Source organism: Sphingobium sp. BS19 (genome assembly GCF_027925545.1).
GTDB lineage: Bacteria > Pseudomonadota > Alphaproteobacteria > Sphingomonadales > Sphingomonadaceae > Sphingobium.
Window position 1 is genome coordinate 171,325 of sequence record NZ_BSEF01000011.1, and the last position, 23,657, is coordinate 194,981.

The 23,657-nt window shown below is 61.4% G+C and carries 24 protein-coding genes and 2 pseudogenes; 18 read left to right on the top strand and 8 right to left on the bottom strand.

The genetic code is table 11. The features are described 5' to 3' along the window. Positions 1-22 precede the first annotated feature (22 nt). Together copD and copC are read right to left on the bottom strand one after the other, a co-directional pair. Positions 23-1,018 (bottom strand): copper homeostasis membrane protein CopD, encoded by a 996-nt coding sequence (gene copD, locus QMG56_RS14595; RefSeq protein WP_281823012.1) that lies wholly within the window; start codon positions 1,016-1,018, stop codon positions 23-25. Continuing rightward, on the bottom strand, positions 955-1,326 hold the full coding sequence (gene copC, locus QMG56_RS14600; protein ID WP_056769094.1) for a copper homeostasis periplasmic binding protein CopC: 372 nt from the start codon (positions 1,324-1,326) through the stop codon (positions 955-957). Before copC ends, copD begins: the two co-directional genes overlap by 64 nt. A 119-nt stretch (positions 1,327-1,445) precedes the next feature. On the opposite strand from copC, the gene QMG56_RS14605 reads away from it, so the two are divergent. The 11 genes and pseudogenes from QMG56_RS14605 (at position 1,446) to QMG56_RS14650 (ending at position 7,874) form a co-directional block, all read left to right on the top strand. Beyond that, positions 1,446-1,718, top strand: coding sequence for a hypothetical protein (locus QMG56_RS14605; RefSeq protein ID WP_281823047.1), 273 nt, complete (start codon positions 1,446-1,448; stop codon positions 1,716-1,718). After that, on the top strand, positions 1,715-2,155 hold the full coding sequence (locus QMG56_RS14610) for a periplasmic heavy metal sensor (RefSeq protein WP_281823013.1): 441 nt from the start codon (positions 1,715-1,717) through the stop codon (positions 2,153-2,155). Before QMG56_RS14605 ends, QMG56_RS14610 begins: the two co-directional genes overlap by 4 nt. After that, positions 2,152-2,745: an RNA polymerase sigma factor gene (locus QMG56_RS14615; protein WP_281823014.1), complete on the top strand. Its 594-nt coding sequence runs from the start codon at positions 2,152-2,154 to the stop codon at positions 2,743-2,745. The genes QMG56_RS14610 and QMG56_RS14615 overlap by 4 nt, the downstream gene beginning before the upstream one ends. Before the next feature lie 45 nt (positions 2,746-2,790). Next, positions 2,791-3,084 carry a twin-arginine translocation signal domain-containing protein gene (locus QMG56_RS23500; RefSeq protein ID WP_375713703.1) on the top strand — a complete coding sequence of 98 codons (294 nt, stop codon included), beginning with the start codon at positions 2,791-2,793 and terminating at the stop codon, positions 3,082-3,084. Then, positions 3,036-3,965, top strand: a pseudogene (locus QMG56_RS14620) (multicopper oxidase domain-containing protein); the annotation flags it as partial. The gene QMG56_RS23500 and the pseudogene QMG56_RS14620, both read left to right, overlap by 49 nt. 65 nt (positions 3,966-4,030) lie before the next feature. After that, a complete protein-coding gene (locus tag QMG56_RS14625; protein WP_375713707.1) occupies positions 4,031-5,179 on the top strand; it encodes a copper resistance protein B in 1,149 nt (382 codons plus the stop codon). Further along, positions 5,170-5,925: a PepSY domain-containing protein gene (locus tag QMG56_RS14630; RefSeq protein ID WP_281823015.1), complete on the top strand. Its 756-nt coding sequence runs from the start codon at positions 5,170-5,172 to the stop codon at positions 5,923-5,925. The genes QMG56_RS14625 and QMG56_RS14630 overlap by 10 nt, the downstream gene beginning before the upstream one ends. Then, positions 5,925-6,515, top strand: a complete 591-nt coding sequence (locus QMG56_RS14635) for a DUF305 domain-containing protein (RefSeq protein ID WP_203234455.1) — start codon at positions 5,925-5,927, stop codon at positions 6,513-6,515. The genes QMG56_RS14630 and QMG56_RS14635 overlap by 1 nt, the downstream gene beginning before the upstream one ends. An 81-nt stretch (positions 6,516-6,596) precedes the next feature. Next, positions 6,597-6,971 (top strand): DUF305 domain-containing protein, encoded by a 375-nt coding sequence (locus QMG56_RS14640; protein ID WP_281823016.1) that lies wholly within the window; start codon positions 6,597-6,599, stop codon positions 6,969-6,971. A 58-nt stretch (positions 6,972-7,029) separates the two neighbouring features. Further along, positions 7,030-7,476: a DUF411 domain-containing protein gene (locus tag QMG56_RS14645; protein ID WP_281823017.1), complete on the top strand. Its 447-nt coding sequence runs from the start codon at positions 7,030-7,032 to the stop codon at positions 7,474-7,476. 32 nt (positions 7,477-7,508) lie between these two features. Then, complete coding sequence (locus tag QMG56_RS14650; protein WP_281823018.1) at positions 7,509-7,874, top strand: hypothetical protein; 366 nt, start codon at positions 7,509-7,511, stop codon at positions 7,872-7,874. Positions 7,875-8,120: 246 nt separating this feature from the next. Here QMG56_RS14650 and QMG56_RS14655 read toward each other — a convergent pair. Continuing rightward, a pseudogene (locus QMG56_RS14655) lies at positions 8,121-9,020 on the bottom strand (transposase); the annotation flags it as partial. Between the two features lie 777 nt (positions 9,021-9,797). Here QMG56_RS14655 and QMG56_RS23370 point away from each other — a divergent pair. The 6 genes from QMG56_RS23370 to QMG56_RS14685 all read left to right on the top strand — a co-directional run bounded on the left by QMG56_RS23370 (position 9,798) and on the right by QMG56_RS14685 (position 16,788). Further along, complete coding sequence (locus tag QMG56_RS23370; protein ID WP_309298571.1) at positions 9,798-10,364, top strand: AAA family ATPase; 567 nt, start codon at positions 9,798-9,800, stop codon at positions 10,362-10,364. Positions 10,365-11,188: 824 nt separating this feature from the next. Further along, entirely contained in the window at positions 11,189-12,508 is a 1,320-nt protein-coding gene (locus tag QMG56_RS14665) for an OprO/OprP family phosphate-selective porin (protein ID WP_281823019.1), read from the top strand. Positions 12,509-12,531: 23 nt separating this feature from the next. Next, positions 12,532-14,388: a methyl-accepting chemotaxis protein gene (locus tag QMG56_RS14670; protein WP_281823020.1), complete on the top strand. Its 1,857-nt coding sequence runs from the start codon at positions 12,532-12,534 to the stop codon at positions 14,386-14,388. A gap of 66 nt (positions 14,389-14,454) precedes the next feature. Continuing rightward, positions 14,455-14,955, top strand: a complete 501-nt coding sequence (locus tag QMG56_RS14675) for a chemotaxis protein CheW (RefSeq protein WP_281823021.1) — start codon at positions 14,455-14,457, stop codon at positions 14,953-14,955. Between the two features lie 271 nt (positions 14,956-15,226). Further along, positions 15,227-15,778 carry a hypothetical protein gene (locus QMG56_RS14680; RefSeq protein ID WP_281823022.1) on the top strand — a complete coding sequence of 184 codons (552 nt, stop codon included), beginning with the start codon at positions 15,227-15,229 and terminating at the stop codon, positions 15,776-15,778. Further along, a complete protein-coding gene (locus tag QMG56_RS14685; RefSeq protein ID WP_281823023.1) occupies positions 15,775-16,788 on the top strand; it encodes an OmpA family protein in 1,014 nt (337 codons plus the stop codon). Before QMG56_RS14680 ends, QMG56_RS14685 begins: the two co-directional genes overlap by 4 nt. 152 nt (positions 16,789-16,940) lie before the next feature. On the opposite strand, the gene QMG56_RS14690 is transcribed toward QMG56_RS14685, so the two are convergent. Beyond that, positions 16,941-17,105 (bottom strand): hypothetical protein, encoded by a 165-nt coding sequence (locus QMG56_RS14690; RefSeq protein WP_281823024.1) that lies wholly within the window; start codon positions 17,103-17,105, stop codon positions 16,941-16,943. A gap of 120 nt (positions 17,106-17,225) precedes the next feature. Here QMG56_RS14690 and QMG56_RS14695 point away from each other — a divergent pair, with 120 nt between their 5' ends. Next, positions 17,226-17,429: a helix-turn-helix domain-containing protein gene (locus QMG56_RS14695; RefSeq protein ID WP_281823025.1), complete on the top strand. Its 204-nt coding sequence runs from the start codon at positions 17,226-17,228 to the stop codon at positions 17,427-17,429. Positions 17,430-17,633: 204 nt separating this feature from the next. On the opposite strand, the gene QMG56_RS14700 is transcribed toward QMG56_RS14695, so the two are convergent. From QMG56_RS14700 to QMG56_RS14715, 4 genes are all read right to left on the bottom strand, one after another. Then, positions 17,634-20,369 carry an exodeoxyribonuclease V subunit beta gene (locus QMG56_RS14700; RefSeq protein ID WP_281823026.1) on the bottom strand — a complete coding sequence of 912 codons (2,736 nt, stop codon included), beginning with the start codon at positions 20,367-20,369 and terminating at the stop codon, positions 17,634-17,636. Positions 20,370-20,581: 212 nt separating this feature from the next. After that, complete coding sequence (locus tag QMG56_RS14705; RefSeq protein WP_281823027.1) at positions 20,582-21,451, bottom strand: hypothetical protein; 870 nt, start codon at positions 21,449-21,451, stop codon at positions 20,582-20,584. 361 nt (positions 21,452-21,812) lie between these two features. Continuing rightward, positions 21,813-22,736 (bottom strand): HEPN domain-containing protein, encoded by a 924-nt coding sequence (locus tag QMG56_RS14710; RefSeq protein WP_281823028.1) that lies wholly within the window; start codon positions 22,734-22,736, stop codon positions 21,813-21,815. A 105-nt stretch (positions 22,737-22,841) separates the two neighbouring features. Further along, positions 22,842-23,645, bottom strand: a complete 804-nt coding sequence (locus QMG56_RS14715) for a JAB domain-containing protein (RefSeq protein ID WP_281823029.1) — start codon at positions 23,643-23,645, stop codon at positions 22,842-22,844. Positions 23,646-23,657: the final 12 nt, after the last annotated feature.

The window sequence follows — 23,657 nt, forward strand, 5'->3', positions numbered from 1 at the left end:
GCGGCATTCGGCCGCCCGCCCCTCACATCGCCGAAGCAGGCGGTTCGAGTGTTCCCAGCCATGCGACGAGCGCCAGGATCGCCACTGCGCAGCTCGCCTCAACTGCGAGGCTGCGCCGCAGGCCGCGAAGCGCGCCATGATGATCGACCGCGGTGATCGAGCGCTCGAACGCCGGCGTAAGCCGAAAGCGGTTGAACGACGCAAGCGCGAGCATCGCGCCGAAGAGGGCGAGCTTGGCGATCAGAAGCTGGCCGTAGACCGTAGCTGTGACGTTCGGCAGATTGGCAAGGCCGACCAGCAACCAGGCATTGACCATACCGGTGACGGCGATCGTGCCGACCAGGATCGTGCCCACCAAGCCGAACCCCTGCAGTGCGCGGTGCGTGAGCGCCAGATGGGCGGCGTCGACGCGGCGGACCGGCCGGGCGACGAGAAGCCCAAGCCCAAGCAGCGCTCCCGCCCACGCTCCGCCGGCAAGCAGGTGGAGAATGTCGGCGCCCAGATGTACCCAGCCAATGGTGCCCTCGTCCATCGCGCCGTGCCCCGTCCAGGCAAGTGTTGCGAGCGCCACGGCCGCGGCGAACGCCACCAAGCCGAGCAACACCGGGCGACCGGCTGCAACGAGAGCCGCGATCGAGGCCACCGCGAGCGCAGCCACGCGCACTTCCCACGCTGTGCCCATTGCGGACCCGGAGAGGAGCATCCCGATCGCCTCCTGATCGATCGGCCAGGGCGGCGCCCCGGCCATCGATGCCGCGAGCAGCGCAAGGGCGATCCCGGAGAACAGGAGGCCGAGCACGCCGCTTCCGACGAGCCAGGGGCGCAACGCAATCGCGTCGGCGCGCTCGCCGGCCTTGAGGCCATAAAGGCTGAAAGCCGACAGGCCGAACAGTCCGCTCAGCGTCACATAGAGCGCGAAGCGGACCGCGATCAGCGGCCAGTCGGTGTCCACTTTTACTTTACCGCGAACGCGAAGTTGCCAGCGACGCGGTGGGTGTCGGCCGAGACGACATGCCATGCGACGCTGTAGCGGCCCGGTGCGAGTGGTGCCTTCGGCGTGACAACGAGGGTGCGGCCATCATCAGCGACCCCGGCCGCAGCCGCGACCTTCATCGGCGGGTGCGCGCTACCGCCATGCGCGGTCATCATCAGGTCCGCGCCTGAGAACTTCGGCATCAGCTTCTCGCTGAACCGAAGCGCGAGACGTGCGGGTTTGGCAACGGTCGCGTTCGGCGCGGGTGAAGCCGACAGGAGCTTGGGGTGAGCTTGGGCAGTGCTGGCAAGCCCGAGAATGGCAAGAGCGGCGAGGAGGCTGGCGGGACGCATGAGGTACTCCATTATGTTCTGTCCATTCTACGCGGCGCAATTGCGCACCCCTCAAGCGGCCGGGTGAGGGATGATGGGCAGCGCTGCGTAACCAGTGTTAAGGGGACGGAGTGGAAAACATGGATGATCTGGACAGAGCGTTGGCGAGGTTGGCGGGAGCACCGGTTCCGGCCGCGCTGGACGAGGTCGAAGCACGTGTTCTCGCACGCATCGGCACCCGGCCGGTCGTGCGGCAGGCCGGGCTCGGCATCGGTGTGGTGACGGTTGCGGCATTGGCGATCGGCATGATCGGTGCCGAGCTACCCGCGACCGCGAGCCCTGCGGTGTCGCTCGCACCGCTCGGCGGGGCCTCACCGCTCGCACCCTCGACTTTGCTGATAGGCGAGCCGTGACCTCGACCAAGCGCATCGTTCTGTGTGTCGTCCTCGCCTTTCTCGCGGCGATCGGGGGCGTGTTCGTCGGACGTGCGCTGTTACCCCAGCCCAAGCAGCCGGGCGCCGCGCTGCACGAGGTATTGCACCACAAGCTCGCGCTCGATGCCGATCAGCAGGCTAAGCTGAAGGTTCTGGAGGATCGGTTCGCGGTGCAACGGCGCGCTCTCGAGCTGGAGTTGCGCGCGACCAATGCCCGGCTTGCCGAGGCGATCGAGGCCGAGCACGGCAACGGCCCGCGGGTCACGGCCGCAGTCGATCAGAGCCATGCCGCGATGGGCGAGCTGCAAAAGGCCACGTTGGCCCACATCTTCGCCATGCGGCAGCTTCTACGGACTGATCAAACCTCCCAATTCGACGCTGCGGTGGTGAAGGCGCTCACCGACGGCCAGGGGTGAGCCTCGATTGGACCACACTGTCCGATGGCGAGCTGGCGACGCTCAGCATCGCCGGTCGGCAGGCCGCTTTTGCCGAAATCATGCGTCGCTACCAACAGCCGGTGTTCCGGCTCGCGCGGGCATGCGTCGGCGAACCCGACGAAGCGCTCGACCTCGTGCAGGAGACGTTCGTCGCCGCGCACCAGGCCCTCCCGCGCTACGACGGGCAGCGCGCTATGAAGGCGTGGCTTTCGACGATCGCGATCAACAAGTGTCGTGACTGGGCGCGAAAGCGCACGGTGCGCCGGTTCTTCTCCTTCGCGGCCCCCATCGATCATCGGGCTGAAGCTGTGGTGGACGATCAGGTGGCGATCGACGACGGCGCAGCCGACCGCCAGGAGTTGGACCGGGTAACAGATGCCATTTCCGCTCTGCCCATGAATCTAAAAGAGGCTCTGGTGCTGCGCACCATCGAGGGTTTGAGCCAAGCCGAAACCGCCGACGTGCTGGGGATCAGCCAGAAGGCTGTCGAAACCCGCCTCTACCGTGCCCGCTCGCGCCTCCTCGAAAAGTTGAACACCGAACAAGGGATCGGCGTGCGGGACGCGTAGAAGGAGTGAAACGGGCCGGTAGCGGCCCACCTTCGAGGAGCTTTCATGTCGCGCGTTCTCGACCGCCGCCAAGTGCTGCGCGGTGCCACCCTAGCCGGAAGCGGCCTTGCTCTGTCGGCCTATATGCCGGCGTGGGCGCAGCCGGTGTCCGCGGGCATCGCCAAGCCGCTGCCGACCGTCTCGGGCGACGACATCACGCTGAAGGTCGCGCATCAGATGATGATGATCGACGGGCGGCAGAGCCATGCCATCGGCATCAATGGCACCGTGCCTGCGCCGCTCATTCGCTTATGGCGGCTGAAGTCCCACCGCTGCGCAAGCGCCCGCTCGCGACCATGAAAGACATGGGCATGGGCGGTCACGACATGAGCACCATGGATCACGGCTCCATGCAGGGCATGGAGAGCGGTGTGACGGGCGCGCAGGCCGGATCGATGGCGGGCATGGACCACAGCACGATGGACCATGGAGCGGGTGCCGGTTCGATGCAGGGCATGGACCATTCCCAGATGAACCATGGCGCGGCCGGCGCTGCTGCTGGCGCCATGGCCGGGATGACCGCGCCGCAAGCTCAGAGTGGCGCGATGGCCGGGATGGATCACGGGTCCGGTGCGATGCCGGGCATGACGGATGGGCAGTCGATGGCCGGCATGGACATGGGCAGCATGAACATGCGCGATTTTTCGAAGGCCCCGGGTGTGAAGAAGGGGCCAGGCGTCCAGACCATTTCGGCCATGCCCGTCGATCGCACCGGCGAGCCAGGTCAGGGACTGGAGAATGTCGGGCACCGCGTGCTGACCTATCGCGATCTGGTTGCCCTAGACCGCAATCCCGACACGCGGGCACCCGAGCGCGAGATCAAGCTTCACCTGACCGGCAACATGGAACGGTACATGTGGGGCTTCGATGGCGAGAAGCTGTCCGAGAGCCCCGATCCGATCACCCTGCTGCACGGCGAGCGGGTGCGCGTCACCCTCATCAACGACACAATGATGGGCCACCCCATTCACATCCACGGTCACTTTTTTGATCTGGTGACGGGGAAAGGCGCATACGCGCCCCGGAAGCATACGGTGCTCGTCCAGCCAGGCGGCACGGTGAGCTGGGACGTGACCGGCGAGGAAGGCGATTGGGCGTTCCACTGCCACATGCTCTACCACATGCACGCAGGAATGATGCGCGTCGTCCAGGTCCGCAAGGCCGGGGAGGCAGCAGCGTGAAGCGGTCGCTCCTCCTTGTCGGCCTCGCATCGGCAGTCGTCGCCAGCCCAGTGTTCGGGCAGAGCATGGATCATTCCATGCACAACATGCCGGGGATGACCATGCCGGCGAAGCCCGCGGCCAAGGCGACCCCCAAGCCCGCGCGGAAAGCAGCCGCGAAGCCTGCGGCCAAACGGAAGGCCCCTGTTCGACGTACGGCTCCCCGTCGCGCCCCGGCCGCACAGGCTCCGGCGGCCGATCCGCACGCCGGTCACGACATGAGCGGGATGCAGGGCATGGACATGGGCGGGCAGCAGCAGCCCGCGCCCGTCCAGGACCCGCACGCGGGGCACGATATGTCCGCTATGCCCGGCATGGGTTCCCCGTCAGCAGCCGGGCAGGACCCGCATGCCGGGCATGACATGAGCGCGATGTCCGGTATGGCGATGGATGGTAGCCAGGCAGGCGCCAAGGTCGGGACCGACCTTCCTCCGGGCAACAAGCCCGCTCCCGCGCCGTCCGGCGATCATCTCGCCGATCGCTTCTGGGGGGCGGATGCCATGGCCAGCTCGCGCGAGAACGATCTGCGGCGCGAGCATGGCGGGATGACCTACTATCAGGTGCTCTTCAATCTCGCGGAATATCAGACCCGCAAGGGACGCGACGGCTACCGCTGGGATGGCGAGGCTTGGATCGGAGGCGACATCAACCGACTGTGGTTGAAGTCGGAGGGTGAAGGCAGCTTCGGCAAGTCGCTGGAAAGCGCTGAGGTGCAGGCGCTCTACAGCCACGCCCTCGATCCCTATTGGAACCTCCAGGCCGGCGTCCGCTACGATTTCAAGCCGAACCCGTCGCGCACCTATGCGACGATCGGGATCGAGGGGCTGGCCCCCTACCAATTTGAGGTCGAGGGTGCGCTGTTCCTCTCCGACAAGGGCGACGTGCTCGCCCGCGCCGAGGGCTATTACGACCAGCGCATCACCAACTACTTCGTTCTCCAGCCCAGGGTGGAGGCCAATTTCGCGGCCCAGGACGTGCGGGAGACCGGGATCGGCTCCGGGCTGACGGATTTGGAGGCCGGTTTGCGGCTTCGCTATGAGGGCCGCCGTGAGTTCGCGCCCTATATCGGCGTATCGTGGGAACGGCAGTTCGGCGACACCGCGCGCCTCTCGCGGGCGCGGGGCGACGATACGGGCGGCTTCAGTTTCGTCGCCGGCGTAAGGACTTGGTTCTGAGCCCCCGCCTTCGCCTCCACCTCGGAGCGAGCAAGATCCACCGTTGGCTTGCTCTTCTGATCGGCGCGCAGGCGATCGTCTGGTTCACCAGCGGCCTTGTGATGAGCCTGCTCCCCATCGACACCGTGCATGGCGATCACCGGATCGAACGGAACGCCGAGCCGGCGCTGTCGAGCACACAAGGCTTCGCACCGTTGCCTGCCTTGCTCGCGTCGGCCGGAGCGCCGGTCCGACAGCTTCAGCACCGCATGCTGCTCGGGCGACCGATCGTCGAGGCACAGCTTGTGGATGGTCACATCCGTCTGCTGGACGCTCGCACGGCTGCACCACTTCCACCATTGGATGCCAGGGTGGCCAGGACGATCGCTCAGAAGGCGTATCGGGGGGCTGGTGTGCCTGCGCCCACCATCGAGCGGGTCGAACGAGCCAGCACCGAGTATCGCGGGGCGTTGCCAGCTTGGCGTGCCACGTTCGCCGACGATGACGCCACCCGCATCTATGTAGCGGCCGACACGGGACGGCTCACGTCGGTCCGGACAGGAACGTGGCGGCTGTACGACTTCTTCTGGGGCCTCCACATCATGGATTGGACCGAGCACGAGCGGTTCAACACGCCGTGGCTCAACGCCTTTGCCGCAGGCGGTCTCGTCTTCGCAGTGTCGGGCGCGATCCTTCTCTTTATGCGCTGGCCGAGACGGGCGCGCCGCAAAGCCGGGGGGCATATTTCCAGACAGGGAGTCGCATGATGGATGACCACCAAGGCAAGATGGACATGAAGATGGGCTACGGTCGCTTCGCAGCGATGGTGGCGACCTCGACCGTTGTCATGTTCGGGTTGATGTACGTGAACGTCTATGCCCTCGGGCATATCGAATTTAGCCAGACACGGTTCTGGATGGCGTTCGTGATGGGCGCCACGATGGCGATCATCATGCTCCTCTTCATGTGGTCGATGTACAAGAACAAGCGGACGAATGCGGCAATCATCGGGGGTAGCATCGTGGTGTTCGCGCTCGCGCTGTGGCTCGTCCGCAGCCAGGAAACGGTGGACGACGTGAGCTGGATGAAAGCCATGATCCCGCACCACTCGATCGCGATCCTGACGAGCGAGCGCGCGCACATCAAAGACCCCGAGGTGCGCAAGCTGGCCGACGGAATCATCGATGCCCAGGTTCGTGAGATCACGCAGATGAAGCGGGCCATTGCCAGGCTCGAGGCAAATCCTACGCCTGCGAATGCGCCCGACCTGCCCTCCTATCGTGACAAGCAGGTTCCCCCTCCCCCGCCTGAAACTGATGAGAGCGTAGGAGTTAATACCCTTCAGCCGATCCGCTGAATTCGATCACGGGCGTGAGGGATACGGTCGCCGCGCCCGTATCTCTCCTGTGAGTGGGGGTGTTTACGCAGGAGCGACACGATGAAGAAGATGATTGTTCTGGCCCTCGCGGCCGCACTCGGCGCCGCCCCGGCCATCGCCAAGATGCAGGGCATGGATCATTCTGGCATGAACCACGGTCAGATGATGCAGCCGACGCCGGCGAACCCCTATCCGCCCTCTGAAATGCAGATGCATCAGAAGATGATGTCGGCCATGGGTGCCGATGCGACCGAGACTTGGGTCCGCAAAATGGTCGAGCATCATCGCGGTGGCATTGCCATGTCGCAGATTGTGTTGCGCGAAACGAAGGACGCAAAGGTTCGCATGATGGCGACCAAGACGATCGCCGAGCAGAACAAGGAAGTCGGCGAGCTGAACACCTGGCTGCGGGCGCACGGCAAGGCTGCACAGTGATCGGCCACCGCCCCACCGCAGGGCTGGCTTGCGGTGGGGCGGCCAACTAGGAACAGATATGACCCGCACCTGCCTTCTTGCCGCTGTTGTAGCCTTCGCCATGCCGGTCGCAGCCGTGGCTGCCGGGCCGGTGCTGATGCACCGCGATCCGGGCTGCCCATGTTGCGAGAAGTGGGCGCAGCAGGTGAAGGCTCAGTTCGGTCGCGCGGTCCGCGTCGTCGACGACGCGAACCGGCCCGCGTTCATGAAGGCCCGGGGCGTACCCGCGGACTTGGCCTCGTGTCACACGGCCATCATCGACGGCATGACTTTCGAGGGTCATGTGCCGATCGCCGACATGAAGCGGGTTCTGGCAACGCACCCGAAGGGTGTGACGGGGCTCGCGGTTGCCGGGATGCCGATGGGCTCGCCGGGCATGGAGATGCCGGGCATGAAGGCCCAGCCCTATGACGTCGTTGCGTTCGGACCGAGTGGCCGGCGAGTATTCGCCCACCACGGCGGATAGTCGTTGACACCCACACGTCCACGCCCGACCGTATGACTGTGAAAGGTCATCTTTCCCTTTTCCTCCTCTTGGGAGCACTGCTTGGCCTGTTCGGTCAGCAGGCTGCGTATGCCGGGGGACCGGCGCTCGCGCCGAAGATGGAAGCGAGCCATGCCATGCCGTCCGGCATGGACTGCGCCGGCATGGAGGGAATGCCGAAGGCCGTGCACGAGCAGCCCTGCAAAGGGCTTACGCTCGCATGCATCGCTCAGATGGGATGCTTGATCCCCATGACCATCCAGGACCGCCTCCCTTTGACGGCACCACGCGTTCCCCTGCCTCCCGTCGCCTACCGCGCCGTGGATGCACCCCTGGCCGGGCGCGACCTAATGCCGGAACTCCAACCGCCCACCGTCTGAGCTGACCCGATCGCGGTCTTGCATCTGCGTCCCCACAAAGGGGCGTGGGCGAGAGCGCGTGATCGTATCACTCCCACCAGACGGACTTAGCCATGCGCGCATCCTTGATGCTGGCCGTGGCGGCGCTTTCAACGAGTGCCGCACACGCAGAATCTCTTACTTACGACTGTGGATCGGCGTGGAAAAGGGACCCCGGTAGCGGGGTGATCGGCGTCGAAAAAGGGCTCTGACGCACATTTGATGATCTCAGAGCCATGCGGCGCCGACTAATCTGGCTTCGAGTAGGTCCAGTTTACCGCGTCCGTACATCTGGCGTTTCACGAGTTTGAGCTTGGTGATCTGCCCTTCGGTCTGGCCGTTTGACCAGGAGGTGACGATGGCAGCTCGAACCGCGGCGATGTCGCGTCCAATTCCATTGGCGAAAGACGCTACCAGGCTGCCTCGACCTCGTTCGATCCAAGGAACGAGGTCCGCCTCTGTTTTGCGCCGGATCATCTCGTGGAACCCCTCGACGACGGTACGTGCCTCAACGAGCGTCGGTACGCCCGCCTCTACTGCAGCAACTGTCACGGTTTCTGCCCTCGACAGGGTATCGCGCCCGGTCGTCATCAACCTGGCAATGGTTCTTGCTGACGGCACGCGGTGCAGGGACTCCGTATCGACCCGCTCAGCTTGTCGTCGCCGGCTAGCCCATTCGGTTACGACTCGTAGCGACCCACGAAATCCTTGTGATCTTAGGCGTCGCCAGAGGTCAGCGCCATTGCGAGATCCCTTTGCCCACTCTCTATCCAGCCACGGCAGATATGTTTCCAAGGAGCTCTCCCGAACCCTGAACACATCGCTACGTTCGCCCCGCAAAATCCGGCGCACCAGGCCACGACTGTGTCCCGTGCGGCGCACGATCTCCTTGATGGATGCCCCGTCCTTGGCAATCGACAGGACGGATGCATTTGTCTCCTCACGATGAAGATATCCCTCGTATTGCAGGCGCTCTGCCGCTGTCAGCAGGGCAGGATTTATGGTCATGGTGCCGACGGATCGACGGATTTGGCGCATCGACCGGCGGACCGCCTCGAGAAATGCGTGGCTCGCATTCTCCATCAGGTGCCAGCGGTCTGCGACCTGGACTGCGTGCGGCAAGGCCTTTGGTCGCAGGAGAGTCAGGCGCTGCTCTCCTTGCAGAACGACGTATCGGATTTCCGCACAAATCGCGCGCCGATGGCGCTACGAACGACCAAGCAGCACTTTGTCGGCGCTCATCTCGACGACAAGGCATGGGAGGTGTTCCGGCAGACCTACGTCGGCAACGTCGACGGGACATTGACCGAGCGGCTGGCCAAAGCTGAGCGCGAGACGACAGCGTGGCGAGGTAAAGAACTGCCCCGCAAGGCTACGGATCAGGAATCCTATGTGGCCGACGGCGCCGAGCTGAAGCGATTGTCGCTGGGCGAACTTGAGGCCGAGATCGGTCGCATTCAGCGCCTCATCAACGTCGACACCGACACCGCAAACCGCTTGCGGACGATAACCAACAAGATCGGGGACGAGAACGCCTCGCTGAAACGCCTGAAGGAATCGCTCGCGGATTGTGAGGGCGCCGCAGCGCGCACCACCCAGCTCCAGTCCGATCGAGAAAAGGCCTATTTGCGGGTCTTCGAGTCAATCGTCGCCGAAGAGCAAGTGCTGCATACGCTGTATCGCCCGCTCATGGACCGGCTCTCGCAAGCACCCGGGACGCTGCGGAAATTGTCATTTTCGGTGTCTCGCCATGCGGACGTGCACCGCTGGGCGGCGGAGGGCGAAGGCTTGTTCGACAAGCGGCGCACCGGCCCCTTCAAAGGCGTAGGTACGCTGGAGGCCTGGGCTAACGCGCTTCTCAAGCCGGCGTGGGAGTCCGGCGATCCTACAGCCGTTGCGGAGGCTATGGCAGGATTTCGCCAGGCTCATCAGGCTGAGCTGCTCGATCTTTCCGAGGTGCCACGATCACAGCAAGCCGATTATCGCTCTTGGCTAAAACGCTTCGCCAAGTGGCTCTACGGCACCAGCCATATCCAAATCAGCTACAGCATCGACTACGAAGCGGTGGACATTCGCAAGCTCTCGCCGGGCACACGCGGCATCGTGCTTCTGCTGCTCTATCTTGCCTTGGACGACAGCGACGACCGCCCGCTGATCATTGACCAGCCGGAGGAAAACCTCGATCCAAAGTCCATCTTCGACGAGTTGGTCAAGCTGTTCATAGACGCAAAGAACGTTCGTCAGGTCATTATGGTGACACACAACGCGAACCTCGTCGTCAACACGGACGCCGATCAGGTCATCGTCGCGTTTTCCGGCACTCATACGCCCGGCAAGCTGCCGCCCATCCGGTATCTGTCCGGTGGCCTCGAAAACGCGGAGATGCGGAAGCATGTGTGCGACATTCTCGAAGGTGGCGACCGCGCCTTCAAGGAGCGTGCACGACGCCTTCGTGTCCGCCTCGATCGATGAGGGCGCGGGACGAGCTGGAAATCGAATTCGCCTTAGCCTATCGGTCATCGACCGCTTTCGGCAAAGCTCGTCTTTCGACCACTGCTCACGAAACGGCGGCTAAGTCCCAGAGATGGCCATTCGCGGTTCGCGTCCAGCACCTGAATGTACGGCAAGTTTTGACAAGCGGAAATCAGGCCGTGAACGACAGCTATGTTAGCGGCTGCAAACACGGGGTGCAACTCTTTCAGACCGGCGACTCTCGACCAACTCACGCCGTCCCAATGTGCGAGTGGGAATGTCAGCTTACGCTGAAACCCGCAATCCAGGGTTAGTTAGCAACCGGGCACCTAAAAGCGACCCCTGCTCTTTTAGCGGTCGATTTCAATCTCTCGGAAGCGGTCATTCATGCGGATTTGCGCTTCTCATCCGCCAATAAGAAAGGTTACGGTCGACCGCCGATTCCATTCGGTTGTACCAAATCGACGATTTACTTGCTTGGAACAGGCGTTAGCTCGGTCAGATCAACAGCCCCCAGCCTTTTCCAAAAGAAATGGAGAACGGGGGAAGCCCCGAACTTCCGAAACCGGTAATAGTGCGAAACGGAACCTGCGATAGCAATTCATCTTGATTGAGACAAACTACCCTTCGAAATAAAACGTTGCTATACCAAGGCGTTCCTTATGGCACGCAGGACGCGACTAAAGTCTCAAGCTCGAGTTGATAGCGCGTATCGATAAAAAAGCCGGCGAGAACCACAACCGGTCGCGGCATCAATCTATATTACGTCCAAGACGTTTCAGATGAGTGGGCATTGTGTCCGCTGGGCGTTTGGGACGCCCGTGATGGATTTAACCTGCCTCTGTTCCGCGCTGCTGTTGCAGAGCACGTCGCTTGCGGCTGTCACCACCGTGCCACAAAACACAATAGGGAATGCCGTACCGGCGACCTCCGCAGCCAGCCCGGGCGGCAGTGCCCAGGATGCAAACACGCCCCATTCGGGCCAGCCATCGGGAAGCCGGATTGAATGGCGTAACGGCTCTCCCGTCCTTGTATCGGCCGATGGCGGCACAACCCTCCGCCCGCTCGGGCAACTGATCGTAGATATCGCCTCCACGAACGGCGCGAGCGATCACTTGCGCAACCGCCGGGATAGCGACGTGCGCGCCGCGCATCTCGGCTTTGCCGGAACTGTCGCCAACGCATTGGTCTACCAGGTCGAAACAGAATTCGCCGGCAGTGACCCTGACATTCTATGGGCCTACGTTGGTTGGCGCGGCAAGATCGCTGGCGTCGGCGCCGACGTGCTGGCCGGCAATCTTCAGAACGACCGTAGCGTCGAAGGCAGCTCGGGCGGCGAGGCGCTGCCCTTTGCCGAGCCTAATTTCGTGGCGAGCGCAATCGCGCCCGATCGCGGCGGCCTTGGCTTGGGTGCGCAGGCACGACTGATCGGCACCACCTGGCACGCCTCGTTCGCGGTGACGGGGAACGACCTAGACGCGCGGCATCCGCAGACCGACAGCCGGATGATCCTAGCGCGCGCGCACTGGAATCCTATCAAGCGCACAGGTGCTATCCTGCATCTCGGTGCCTGGACGTTCGACGAGAAGTTCACCGGCGGTACCCGCACATTGGGGGCCAACACTAATGTCGCTTATGGCCTCAACCTGCGTACGGTTCTGCCGTCGCCGCCGTTGCCCGGCGCGACTGGCGATCGCGGTGTCGGGCTGGAGGCCGGCGGCGTGCTCGGCCCGGTATGGATGATGGGCGAAGCCGGTCGCCGCAGGATCGATCTGCCGCAGGAGGACGCGCGCACCACCGCGAAGAGCTTGTCCGCCGGCTGGTTCGTGACCGGCCAGGCGCCGGTCTATGCGGCCGCGACCGGCAGCATCGGGCGCCCCAGCGTCAGGCGCTCGGTGTTTCAGGGTGGGTCGGGGCAAGTCGAACTCACCACCCGCTATGAGGATATTCAGTTCAATATGCCGGGTTTCCGCAACACCGGATCGAGCGTCACCGGCGGGGTCAATTGGTACCTCAGCAGCCTGATGCGCGTGATGGTCAACGCCACCGCATGGCGCATGGCGCCAGACCGGCAGATGACCGGCACCGGGCCACACACCGATCACGGCACGACCTTCGTGCTGCGCACCCAAATCGTCTTTTGAAGCTCGCTGTAGAGGATCCAAGAATGTCCATCGTCGACCGTTTGAATTTGTCAGGAAAGCTGATCGCCGCGTTTGCGGCCGTTATCCTGGTCGTAGTCGCGTCCGGCGCGTATACTTATTGGTCGTTGAGCACCCTCGCGACGGTTTCTGAATCCAACGCCAACAGCATCAGGATGGCGCAGGAGGGGGAGGCCATGCTGGGCGCGGTCATCCAGCAGGAGAACGCGCTGCGCGGTTTCGCGATGCTCGGTCGCGAGGAAATGCTCGGCGAGTATAAGGCGAACATCGATGCGTTCGAAACCGCGGCGAAAAACTTCGAGACTGGAACCGCGTTGCCAGATCAGAAGCAGCGAGTGCGCGATCTGCGCGCCGAAGTGAGCGACCTCAACAATCGGCGCTTTGCAGAGTTGATCTCGCTGGCGCGCAACCCGGCGACGCGCGCCACGGCACAGGAGGTATCGGGCCGCAAGCAGCTGCCCAAGGTTCGCGCGCTCAGCGCCGAAATCAAGGTCCGCCAGCAGAAGGTCATGGCCGAGCAGCGGGCGGCAATGACAGCCGCCAAGAACGGCGCCATGATCGCCGTGATCGTCGGCGCTCTCGGCGCCGTGCTGATCGCCGGGACGATGGCGTGGCTGCTCGCCGGCGCGATCGTTCGCCCGCTGGTCGGGATGACAGGCGTGATGACCCGGCTCGCCAATGGCGACGTCCAAGTCGAAGTGCCGGCGCTCGGTCGAACGGACGAAGTCGGTTTGATGGCAAAAGCGATGCTCGTCTTTCGCGAGAATGCCCACCAGAAGCAGACCGCCGATGCCGAAGCGGCGAAGGCCCAGGAAGATCAGAACTTCGTCACCGAGACGATATGCCATAATCTCGACAAGGTGTCGCGCGGCGATCTGACGGCTATGATCGTTGCCGAGTTCCCGCCAGCCTACGCCACGCTGCGCCAAAACTTCAACGAGGCGATCACCAATCTGCGCGAACTGATCGGATCGGTGATCGAGTCCGCCGCAGCGATCAAGACGGGTTCGTCCGAAATTGCACAGGCGAGCGAAGATCTGGCCCGCCGTACTGAGTCGAATGCCGCCAGCCTAGAGGAAACCGCCGCTGCCATGGGGCAGATGGATCACCGCCTCAAGGCGACCGCCACTTCGGCCGACAGCACACTGGTGCGCGCCGATGGTGCCATCGCTACGGTGTCGGGCGGTCGCTCGATCGCTGACGAGGCGATGCAGGCGATGAACCGCGTGTCGGACAGCGCCAAGGGCATCGACAGCGTGATCGAGGGACTCGACAAGATCGCGTTCCAGACGCGCGTGCTGGCGATGAATGCTGCGGTCGAGGCCGGGCGCGCTGGCGACGCGGGCCGGGGCTTCGCGGTGGTTGCCGACCTTGTCTCCGCCCTCGCGATGCGTGCCGAGGAAGAGGCGGGGCGCGCCCGTGACCAGCTCACCGCTACGCAAACCGACATCGGCTCGGCGGTGGGCATGGTGCAGCGCGTGGATAGTGCGCTGTCCGATATCAGCGGCGATGTGGGCGAGGTACACGCACTGTTGCGAAGCATGGCCGCCGACAATCAGGCCCAGGCATCGGCGGTGACACAGATCTCCGCCGCGATTGGAGCAATGGATACTGCGACTCAGCAAAATGCGGCGATGGTGGAAGAAACCTCGGCCGCTGCGCGAAATCTATCGCAGGAGGTTTTGGCACTGTCCGAACAGGCCGCAAGATTCAACGTCGAACCGCATAGCCACAGCAGGGTTCGTGAACAGCAGATCGCGGCAATGAAGCCTAAGCGCGAGGTAAGTAAGTCAACAATCAAGCCGCTGCCTGCGGCCGCTGTTCAGGCGCTTGTGCGAACGGGTGACCGGGCTAAATTCTAAAACGCTTTGGGGCTGATCAGATACACTCGTCAGCCCCAACTTCGCGCCTAATGTACGGAGAAGATTATGACCAGCCAAGCTCAGGTCAATGCCGGTGATAAAAAGATTATTACCTTCAAGGTAGGAGATCAAGTATTCGCAATTGATATCCTCCTGCTGATCGAAGTCCGTGAATGGGAAGAGCCTACCCCGATTCCGGGAACTTCTTCCTATGTCCGTGGCGTGGTTAATTTACGCGGCATATCTGTTCCCATACTGGACCTGAGCGAAAGACTTGGATCGGGTCGGACCAACACCCATGCTCGCTCTTGCGTGCTTGTCGTAGAAGTTGCCCAAAAGCGCGCCGGCCTCCTCGTTGACGAGGTTACAGGCATCGTGACCATCAAGGTGAATGACATCCAACCAGCCCCCAACCTGGAGCTCAAAGACCCAGGTGCGATCGATGGCCTTGTCCAGCTTTCCGCCAACGCAATTGGATCAGAGGCCAGCCGCGCACCAGCACTGACCGTGACCCTGCTTTCATTAGAGGCTTTGAAAGTGACGCGCGAGCTGCCGTTGGCCGCTTAGTTCTAGAAGCGCGATGTGTTTCTACAGAGTTATTGGCCTGAGAACTTCAGTTCAGCGGCCGGTCGCGGAATGGCATGCCGGCCGGTAGAACGACCGAAACTCACAGACTGCGCCGCATGTAGCCGACGGGCAACCGCTCGCCGCCGATATCGTGCAGTTCGCCGGTATGAACTATTATCGCCAAGATAAATGGCACTTTACATCCCCTCATCGGCACCTTTCTTATGCGAAGACGTTGGTCGTATGATGAAAGTGGGAGTGGCGACTTGATATGAACCCAGCGAAATTCCTTGTCCTGCTTGCTTCCGGTCTCGCACTTAGTGCCTGCGATCAGAATCCGGATGGCAATAGGACTGCAATTGTCACGGACAATGCGGCTGACGCAGGTGCTGCCAACAATTCCGGAGGTTCAACTTTGTGGAATGGTGGCCAAGCAAAGGCGCTCGAGATCCAGGTCGCCCACCCCAATGGGGTCGTGTTACAGGCGACGTCGTTGCAATCGCGCCAAACTGATACCGCCGTCGGCATTCGCGTAATAAATGGGCGGGACCGCGAAATTGACTTAAACCGATTCCCAAACAATCGTAACGGTTTCTTGTTACTCGAAAGCGGCGAGCGGCTGTTCCTGTCTCCGCCCGTCAGCAACACTCGCCTTACTGTTCCAGCAGGTCAGACATTCGAGGGTGAGCTGGTATTTCTAGGTCGTTTGCCAAAGGTCCGCACCGGCGTGATGGTGCTCAACGAACAGTCCTCGGGCGACAACCAATTTAGTACAACACCGGGTTTCCGGATCGATCTGCCGTTGACGGACGCACCGAAATGAGCCGTGTTGCAGTATGGAAAGTTGCCGCAGTGGCCGCGCTGGCGGGTTGCAACAGCGTAAGCGGCAGCGGTGACGGCGCCCAGGTGGATGCACAGGTGGCGCATCTCAGCGGAGTGGTGCTGCAAGTTTTGTCCGTTCGTGGTTCTGGAGAACGCGCCGAGGTCGCCATTCGGGTGATGAACGGCCGCGATCGTGAAATCGAGCTCGATGCCCTTTCCGACAAAAGCTATATCGTAACCGATAGCGGCGAGAAGTTAATGCTCGTTCAATCGCCGACCAATCCTGATCTGGCAGTACAGCCCGGCAAGGCAATGGACGGTTTACTTATATTCTCAGGGCGGCTGCCGTCCTCCGGCACAGCGACGATAGTTCTGAATGAACATGATTCGGGTGGGGAATACACGCGTAACCCGCGCTTGGAAGTGGTACTGCCCTTAGACGGATCTCGCGGCACCGTGACGTCCGAAGTGTCCGCACTATCAAATATGCGACCTCTTCCGACGGGCCGCTTCGGCGCTGCCACCGGCGGAGGATCGCAATTCGGATCCGCAGGTCGCGCGACGAGCAACCTAAGCGCTGTTCAGCTATTGCGGTCCGAACTCGGCGCGGTCGATACCGATCGCGGAACTCTCGTTTCGCTGCCGGGTGACGTTACCTTCAATTTTGACAAGGCGACGATACGTGAAGAAGCGGAGTCAACGCTTGATCGTCTGGCGCAGCTAATTGCCGCCGGTGCGGCTGGAAAGATTGTGATTGAAGGCCACACCGACGCTCGCGGCGATGACGCCTATAACAAACGCCTTTCGGAGGCGCGCGCGGAAGCCGTTAAAGCCTATCTGGTCGAAAAGGGTGTCGATTCCGCACGGCTGAATACCATTGGATTAGGAGAGCTTCGCCCCGCTGGTCCGAACATCAATTCTGATGGATCCGACGACGAGGCGGGGCGTCAGCGCAATCGCCGAGTCCAAGTCATTCTGCCAAAACAGTCGGCAGTAGCGCCATCTACGTAGCTGTACGCGTGACGGGCATTTTTAGGAAGTGTAGCGGTGTGCGCAACTTTGCATTGACGTTGAGCTACAAATTCAATTTCTTGCTCATCAGCCGCGCGGAGAATGCATATGGTAACAAGCGGACTTTCAAGACTGTCCCCAATCGTGGTTAGTCAGAGCCTAACGAACTGACGTGCGCGTATTGGCCAAAATCTGCCATTCGACTGCCGGTGCGCGGCGATCAGATCGCGCAGCACATGTTCACGCCGCGCTTCGCCGGGCGGCACCCGATGCACGAGCCGCGCCTCGCCGTCTTCGTCCACTACCAGCATTGTCATACGCGCGCCCTTCTGTCGTCGATCAGTGACATGCTTTGCGCTCGACAGCGCGGCACAAGTCAAGTCAATTGTCTCTGATCGTCTATAGATGGATCGTCGACACCCTCGCAGGGTTAGCGCGTGGATATCCGACGCCGCCTTGCCGCCAATTTGAGGCGCCTTCGTCAAGAGCGGCAGCTCAGTCAGGAGCAGTTTGCATTCGACGCTGCTATTCACCGCACCTATGTCAGTGACCTTGAACGCGGTGCGCGCAATCCAACGATCGAAGTCGTAGACAAACTGGCCACCTTCCTTGGCGTGAAGGTCGGGGATTTGTTAGGCTGAGAGTAAGTGTCTGGCGGTATCGTGAAATGGTACAACCGACCCTTCTCGGTCCCTCAGCCGCCAATTTCCGATTCCTAGGTGCGGAAGGGCAGCTTTCCGGCCATGTGCAATCAAAACTGGCCTTTTGCAGCCAGTCTGCTTTTAGAATGAAGGTCGCGAAAGCAGGCTCACATAGTCGCAGATGGCCAAGTCTATCGTGACAGGTTACGCCTCGATCCACCGCACAATGCCGGTGCTGGCATAGACAAGCGCACCGCGCGGCGCGCCGGTTGCCATCAAATAGAGCCGAAGTTGTTCGGCATAAGCCTGGCGTTCCTTTTCGTCGGGCGCTACGTCACTCTTCCAATCGATCACCCCGGTTACAAGCCCATTTTCGACAACGAGAGCATCGGCGCGACCGGCGAGCGGTTTCGCGCCGTCGCTGCTATCAACGAACGCAAAGAGGGAAATCTCAGGAACAAGTGAAGGCCGCAGCGCCGCGATCTCTGGAATCTGGAGAGCGCTTAGCGCGGTCCGGGCGACCTCGGCGCAATCAGGGATCGGTCCGTCTTCGTCACCCGAGACAAGCTCAGCGAGAAGCGCTTCCGCACGCTCTTGGACCGGACGGGGCATTTCATCGAGCTGATCGCCAAGCACCTCTTCTATAAGCTTGTGCATGAGCAGACCGCGGAGCCGGCCTGCCCCCACAATATCGGTCGCAACAACGGTACTAAAATCCTCTGCATCATCGGGGTCTCCCCACTCGGTCCGGTCGGCGTCATGCAGGCTCGGCCGCAGCCACATGATTGGTGTCGATACATCAGTGATGCGGTCAGCCTCGGCAACAAACATCGCGTCATCCTGAGCATTCTCTGGCCCACGGTCCACCGCCAGCCGCGCGCCAGTTACACTACTAAGGTCGATTTCAAGAAGTGCTCCGTAGTCGAGGTCAACCGCACGGGCATAGGAACCTTGCGCGGCGGCACCGACATGCGGGATGATGAGTAGATCTTTTGCCCGCGTGCATCCGACATAGAGCAGCCGCGCGCGCTCGCGCGCCAACTCGCGGCCCTGCATGTCAAGTGCCTCGGCAAGCTTTGGCGAAGCGATTCCACCTACGGTCCAGTGAAGGGTATTGTCTGAAGCCCGATGAACTATCGTGTCTAAACCGCGCGGTTTGCTTGCCATATTGATCAGGATGACAATCGACCATTCGAGGCCTTTAGCGCTATGGATTGAGACGATATCTATAGCTTCTCCGTCAGCATCAACCCTGCCTTCGTCGGCTCGCTTTTCATCTGACCACGCTCCCGAGATATCCTGCGCAAAGCGCCGCAGGCCGCGCACGGAGTAGGCCTCGGCCCGTTGGAGGAAGAGATCGACATTCGCATTCGCCGCGCTGGCTCTCCGTGGTTCGCGGCGGGTAAGAATAGCCCGGACGGACAACAGCTCGACCGCTTCCATCAGCAGTTGTGCGGGGGTCGTATACGGAACCCGTGCACGCAGTGCGCGAAGGATTTCGAGTACGCCCCGGACTTCATCGTTCTGGACGTTCTCTGGTGGCGTCCGCAGCGACAAATATGGTCGTCGAGCCCCTTCCATGCGCGGCAATGCCCAGGTCGCATCGAGGATTGCCTCGTCCGTGCATCCAACGAGCGGACCTCGCAAAAATGCCCCGAGCGCAAGTGTATCGTCGGGATCGGCAAGTAACCTCGTGAGGCTCACCAGATCTTGTACCTCCTGACGCCGGTAGAATCCTTTGCCTGCTTTGGATGCGAAAGGAAGCCGCCGCCTCTGCAAGGCGCGTTCGTAGCGCCAGAGATCGACGCCGACCGGCGCAAGTAAGGCAATATCGCCCGCGCGAACTTTTCGCACGCACCCGTTGGGTTCGCGGAGATCCAGGCCGCCGATGAGCCGCTCGCAGGCCGCTGCCACGGCTTCTGCTTCGGTGTCTCGAATTTCCGGCATTCTGGGATCGTTGGGAAGCGGCACGGGAAGCCGCACGGCACATGGAAGAGCATGGCGCGGTTCGTCGCGCGTTGCGTGGAGCGCAACATAGCCCGGCTGCCCCGGCTCGTTAAGCGCGCTCTCGAAGCAACCATTCACATAATCAAGGATCGGTCCGACGGTCCGGAAGTTCGCCGTTACCTGAAGGATATTGGCGGGAAAGTTCTTGGCAATCACCGTCTTCGCAGCGTGATAGCTTTCGATAGCAGCACCCCGGAAAAGGAACAGGGATTGTTTGGGGTCGCCGACCAGAAACAGTCCACCGGGTCGTTGAGGCACCTCCTCCCAACGTGCGGCATGATCGCTTCCTGCGATCCGGAAAATGATGTCGCACTGAACAGGATCGGTGTCCTGAAACTCGTCGACGAGCAGATGTTCGAAACGTGCAGAAAGTGCCGCGCGCACCACGGGGTGATTGTGCAGCAGTCCTACCGCGATCCGGAGCAGATCGTCGAAGTCGAACACTGCGGCGGCGCGCTTAGCGGCAGAATATTCTGCGAGAAGCCCATCAAGCTCGTCCGAGAGATGCCCGGCGATCGCGGAAGCCAGCGCCGCAAGCACTTCGCGATATGCAGCATCCACGCGCTCGAAGCCTTCAAGAAACGCTGCCTCAAGCTCGGGCGCAGCTTCAGCACCCGCCACCTTTCGCCACATAGTTCCGGTACTGGGTCGGCGGAGCTCGAAGCGCTCGGGCACCATTCGCGGCGAACGATTAGGGTGTGCAAGAGACCAGAGACGGTCAAACCCGGGCTGCTCATCGAAGCAATCCGCAAAATGGGTTCCGAGCACTTCCAGTTCGTCAATGAACTTGGCGATCCAATCCACATGCGGTGCTTCGATGCTCCATCGTTTCAGCGAATCGATGGCGTCGACGAGGTCCAAGTCGGGGCGTGCCGCCATTTCGGCAGCAGGAACGCACGCCGTCGGATGTCGGCGACGCATATCCGTTTGCATTCGAACGCATCGAGCGTGATACATTCCTCCCGGCAATGATTGCCAGCTACGACGGCGAACTCGATCCTTTGACCTTCGAACTCGCAGGATTGCAAAATTAGATCTCGTCGAACGGACGCGTTCCTAACATGAAGCCGGGCCGACGGACGGATTACTGCCGCTTTCGGACGCCGGCTGGCCCATCTCGCGCATTTTCGTCGGCGACCTTTCGGCTAAACCGGTTCGGCGCCGCCCAGCTTTACGGGAAGTACCCAATCCTCGCCCACATAGGCATCATATCGCCGAAGAATGGCCCGTGCCGCGCGAGACGTGTTCCACACCAACGCGTCCCCGCTCAGCACGCCGCTGAAATATGTGCTGAGTGCCGCAAGCTGCATGTCAATGACGTCGTTGAGGCGCAAGCGCTCGGCACGCCCGGTCTGCCGGCCATTTTGCATCCACAGGATGTAGTAGATCATCATGCAGAGCGAGTACCGGAACGCAAACATGCCTCGCGCCTTGGACAGCATGATACCCGTGCGTCGGGGCTGAGGCTGATTGTCGAGGAAGAACCGGGCCGTCGTCTCCTTTAAGAGACGGAACAGGATTTTGCGCGTCTCGTCGCTCACATTCCGACCGGTTCGCAGCTCCTTGATCTGTGGCTGCTTAAATTCGTTCGTGATGTCTACTAGCGCCTCTTCCAGACCTTCCATCTGTTTGCCCAATTCCGCGATGAGGTTGACCGCTTCCCGTTCGAGTTCAGGCATCCGAGCCTTCAGCGATTCTGACGGCGGCAACGCCATCAAGCTTTTGGAGATGCTCTCAAGTTCCATGCCAGCCTCATGATCGAACAAAAGATCGACGTCAGTGGCTGATGCGATATTGAAATCTAGAAGCTCGTGAGTCCGTTTCAACACGAACACCTGTCCCGGAAAACAGGATGTGATTCGCAGGGACTCCCGCGAGGTCGAGAGTGCATTCCGTTTGCGCATCTCGACCAAGGTCAAGTCGGACAGGGCGATGTGATGATCGCGCGACGCGCTCAAATATGCGCGAAGATCGGGATTTCGAAGCGCGTTCGAATCGGCGAGGAGCGTGGTCATGCTCGTAGGCTACCGTCCATAGGGACTTTTTAAAGCGGCAAGACACGATAGATTCTTTTCGCCCTAAACCAGAGCTCGAGCGACGTCACATAAACGACCAGATGCTTAGCGGCCAAATTCAACTAATGCCGTAACCACTGGCATGAGGTGCGCGACGATGCCTCACTCGACTTCAATGAAAGGCAGCTTTCAGGCAGCGGTGTCGGGGCCGGCCATGACTGAGATGAGGCGCTTGCTGTCTTGGGCTTTTCGTCCGGCCACCTGTTGTGAACATCCGCTAATCGAATGGCCGTGCTCCAAAGCCGACTGTCGCGAATGTTCCAAAGGCGGCCATTCCGTTGGCTAGCAATATGGCCGCTGACTAAGCCGCAATGGCCCGTTCCAGCTCTCCAACACGTTCCTGAGCAATGGCATGCACAACCGCACCCAAATTTTCGATGTGCTGCGCCAACCAGTTCAAATCTTCTGTGCTGATCCGATAGTGTTTTGAATAGCGCGCTTTTACATAAGCCTCTTTGAGCTTTTCCCAGCGCGCCTGATCTGCCCGCCGCTCCCGCGGCCATGCATCGACCAAACGCAAATCCAGTCGTTCGGCCTGAGTCCGTAGAAATCCTATATTATGGACGTGCGGCGTGTAGAACGTGCAGACCAATAGGACGCAATGATATAAGCTTTCAGTGGTTTGATGGAGATCGAAGGCCGCCTGTTTTGAATAGTCTTTGGAGATCAAGAATTGCGCGCTCTCGTAGCGCTTCATCGCCGCCGGAAACCATTCTTCGAAATATTCCCGCGCCATGGTGAGTGCCTGATCAGGGGTCTTTGGCTTGGGCACATGCAGTTCGCTGTCGTCGAACTGGTAGAGCGCGATGCCGTCCTGGCGTACGTCCATGAAAAAGTAGCGGCCGTGGGCCAGCCCGTCATTTACCTCCTGGAGGCTATGGACAATGAAATTGACAGGCGTGCGGATCGCATGGGTGATCGCCAATTCGCGGTTGAACCTGTCTTCGAGCTTGAGCCAATAATCGACCCGGTCGGTTAGACGCTTGTCGTTGACGATGATGAGGATGTCGAAATCGGACTGATAGCCTTTGGCCGTGTGCGGCTCGTCGACCCACCCGCCGCGCGCGTAACTGCCATAGAGTATGATCTTCTCGATCCGGCCGCGCTTTTTCCACTGATGCTTGGCCAGCGCCAGCGCATCTTCGAATTCCTGGAAGATGATCTGCACGACGCGCTCAAGTTCACGCTGCTTGTCGCCAGGAAGATGATCGAGATCAGTCCGCATGCCACTTACCCTAGCGATGCTTGCCCGACGGTCCAACCCGTAATGACCGGACGGGCGCATCTCTTACTATGCGCGGATTGCGACGGGTGATGGTCGCTGTCCTCATCATTCCGACAGTTGTTGGCGCACATCTGCATGCCATGCGCGCATCGCTTCCCACGTACCGGGCGCAAGTGAAATATAGGCTCGCCGTCGATCACCCGCGTCGGCGACGCGCACCAACATGCCCTGCTGTGTCAACCTTTTGATCCACCGTTGGGCGGTGGCGGCGGGAATGGCCGCCATAATCCCCACGGCCGTAATCGGCAGCCTGATGCCCTCCAGCTGGCAGGCATAGACGTCGAGGAGAATGTCCCACGCCGGCTCACCCATATGCGAAATTGCGAGGCGCTCCATGCGCCGTCGGCGCACCGCAACCAAAGCGCGGATGAACGCGGCGTCCTCGCTTCGTATATCGGTCGGGGAGATCGTCTGGGCCAGGATTTGCTTTGACGGTGTGCGGCTGTCGGCATCGACACCTGCGAATACTGGCCTTGACCGCTCGCGCAGCGTCATGCCCGCTTTGGCCCCAGCCATGGGCGCACGCTGTCCGGCGGCGCGGAGAATCGATCGTGACCGATTGCCTGCAACCAGCCAGTGGTCGACCAGGACGATACCTTGCTCTCGGGCGCGCTGCATCAGCAGTGCGGTTACGGCAACATCCTCCCGACTGGGTTGAAGGATGCCGGACGGATGATTGTGCACGACGATCATGGCCGATGCGCACAGGCCCTGCGCCGTCGCCAGCGCACCGTTCACAGGTAGCGTAACATGGTCACATTTTCCCTGGCTCACCACCATCGCACCGACGGGGCGATACCGACTATCGAGGAACAGGAAAAGAGCATGCTCGTGCCGCAGCGCCGCCATTGCGCCGGTGAG

Excerpts from the sequence above, each read along its gene's own strand:
- QMG56_RS14650 (WP_281823018.1), top strand. The coding sequence starts at position 7,509 with ATGACTGTGAAAGGTCATCTTTCCCTTTTCCTCCTCTTGGGAGCACTG.
- QMG56_RS14715 (WP_281823029.1), bottom strand. The coding sequence starts at position 23,645 with ATGGCGGCGCTGCGGCACGAGCATGCTCTTTTCCTGTTCCTCGATAGT.
- QMG56_RS14710 (WP_281823028.1), bottom strand. The coding sequence starts at position 22,736 with ATGCGGACTGATCTCGATCATCTTCCTGGCGACAAGCAGCGTGAACTT.
- QMG56_RS14700 (WP_281823026.1), bottom strand. The coding sequence starts at position 20,369 with ATGCAAACGGATATGCGTCGCCGACATCCGACGGCGTGCGTTCCTGCT.
- QMG56_RS23500 (WP_375713703.1), top strand. The coding sequence starts at position 2,791 with ATGTCGCGCGTTCTCGACCGCCGCCAAGTGCTGCGCGGTGCCACCCTA.
- QMG56_RS14680 (WP_281823022.1), top strand. The coding sequence starts at position 15,227 with ATGAACCCAGCGAAATTCCTTGTCCTGCTTGCTTCCGGTCTCGCACTT.
- QMG56_RS23370 (WP_309298571.1), top strand. The coding sequence starts at position 9,798 with ATGGCAGGATTTCGCCAGGCTCATCAGGCTGAGCTGCTCGATCTTTCC.
- copC (WP_056769094.1), bottom strand. The coding sequence starts at position 1,326 with ATGCGTCCCGCCAGCCTCCTCGCCGCTCTTGCCATTCTCGGGCTTGCC.
- QMG56_RS14605 (WP_281823047.1), top strand. The coding sequence starts at position 1,446 with ATGGATGATCTGGACAGAGCGTTGGCGAGGTTGGCGGGAGCACCGGTT.
- copD (WP_281823012.1), bottom strand. The coding sequence starts at position 1,018 with ATGGCATGTCGTCTCGGCCGACACCCACCGCGTCGCTGGCAACTTCGC.
- QMG56_RS14705 (WP_281823027.1), bottom strand. The coding sequence starts at position 21,451 with ATGACCACGCTCCTCGCCGATTCGAACGCGCTTCGAAATCCCGATCTT.
- QMG56_RS14625 (WP_375713707.1), top strand. The coding sequence starts at position 4,031 with ATGGATCATTCCATGCACAACATGCCGGGGATGACCATGCCGGCGAAG.
- QMG56_RS14640 (WP_281823016.1), top strand. The coding sequence starts at position 6,597 with ATGAAGAAGATGATTGTTCTGGCCCTCGCGGCCGCACTCGGCGCCGCC.
- QMG56_RS14675 (WP_281823021.1), top strand. The coding sequence starts at position 14,455 with ATGACCAGCCAAGCTCAGGTCAATGCCGGTGATAAAAAGATTATTACC.
- QMG56_RS14645 (WP_281823017.1), top strand. The coding sequence starts at position 7,030 with ATGACCCGCACCTGCCTTCTTGCCGCTGTTGTAGCCTTCGCCATGCCG.
- QMG56_RS14670 (WP_281823020.1), top strand. The coding sequence starts at position 12,532 with ATGTCCATCGTCGACCGTTTGAATTTGTCAGGAAAGCTGATCGCCGCG.
- QMG56_RS14690 (WP_281823024.1), bottom strand. The coding sequence starts at position 17,105 with ATGACAATGCTGGTAGTGGACGAAGACGGCGAGGCGCGGCTCGTGCAT.
- QMG56_RS14635 (WP_203234455.1), top strand. The coding sequence starts at position 5,925 with ATGGATGACCACCAAGGCAAGATGGACATGAAGATGGGCTACGGTCGC.
- QMG56_RS14665 (WP_281823019.1), top strand. The coding sequence starts at position 11,189 with ATGGATTTAACCTGCCTCTGTTCCGCGCTGCTGTTGCAGAGCACGTCG.
- QMG56_RS14685 (WP_281823023.1), top strand. The coding sequence starts at position 15,775 with ATGAGCCGTGTTGCAGTATGGAAAGTTGCCGCAGTGGCCGCGCTGGCG.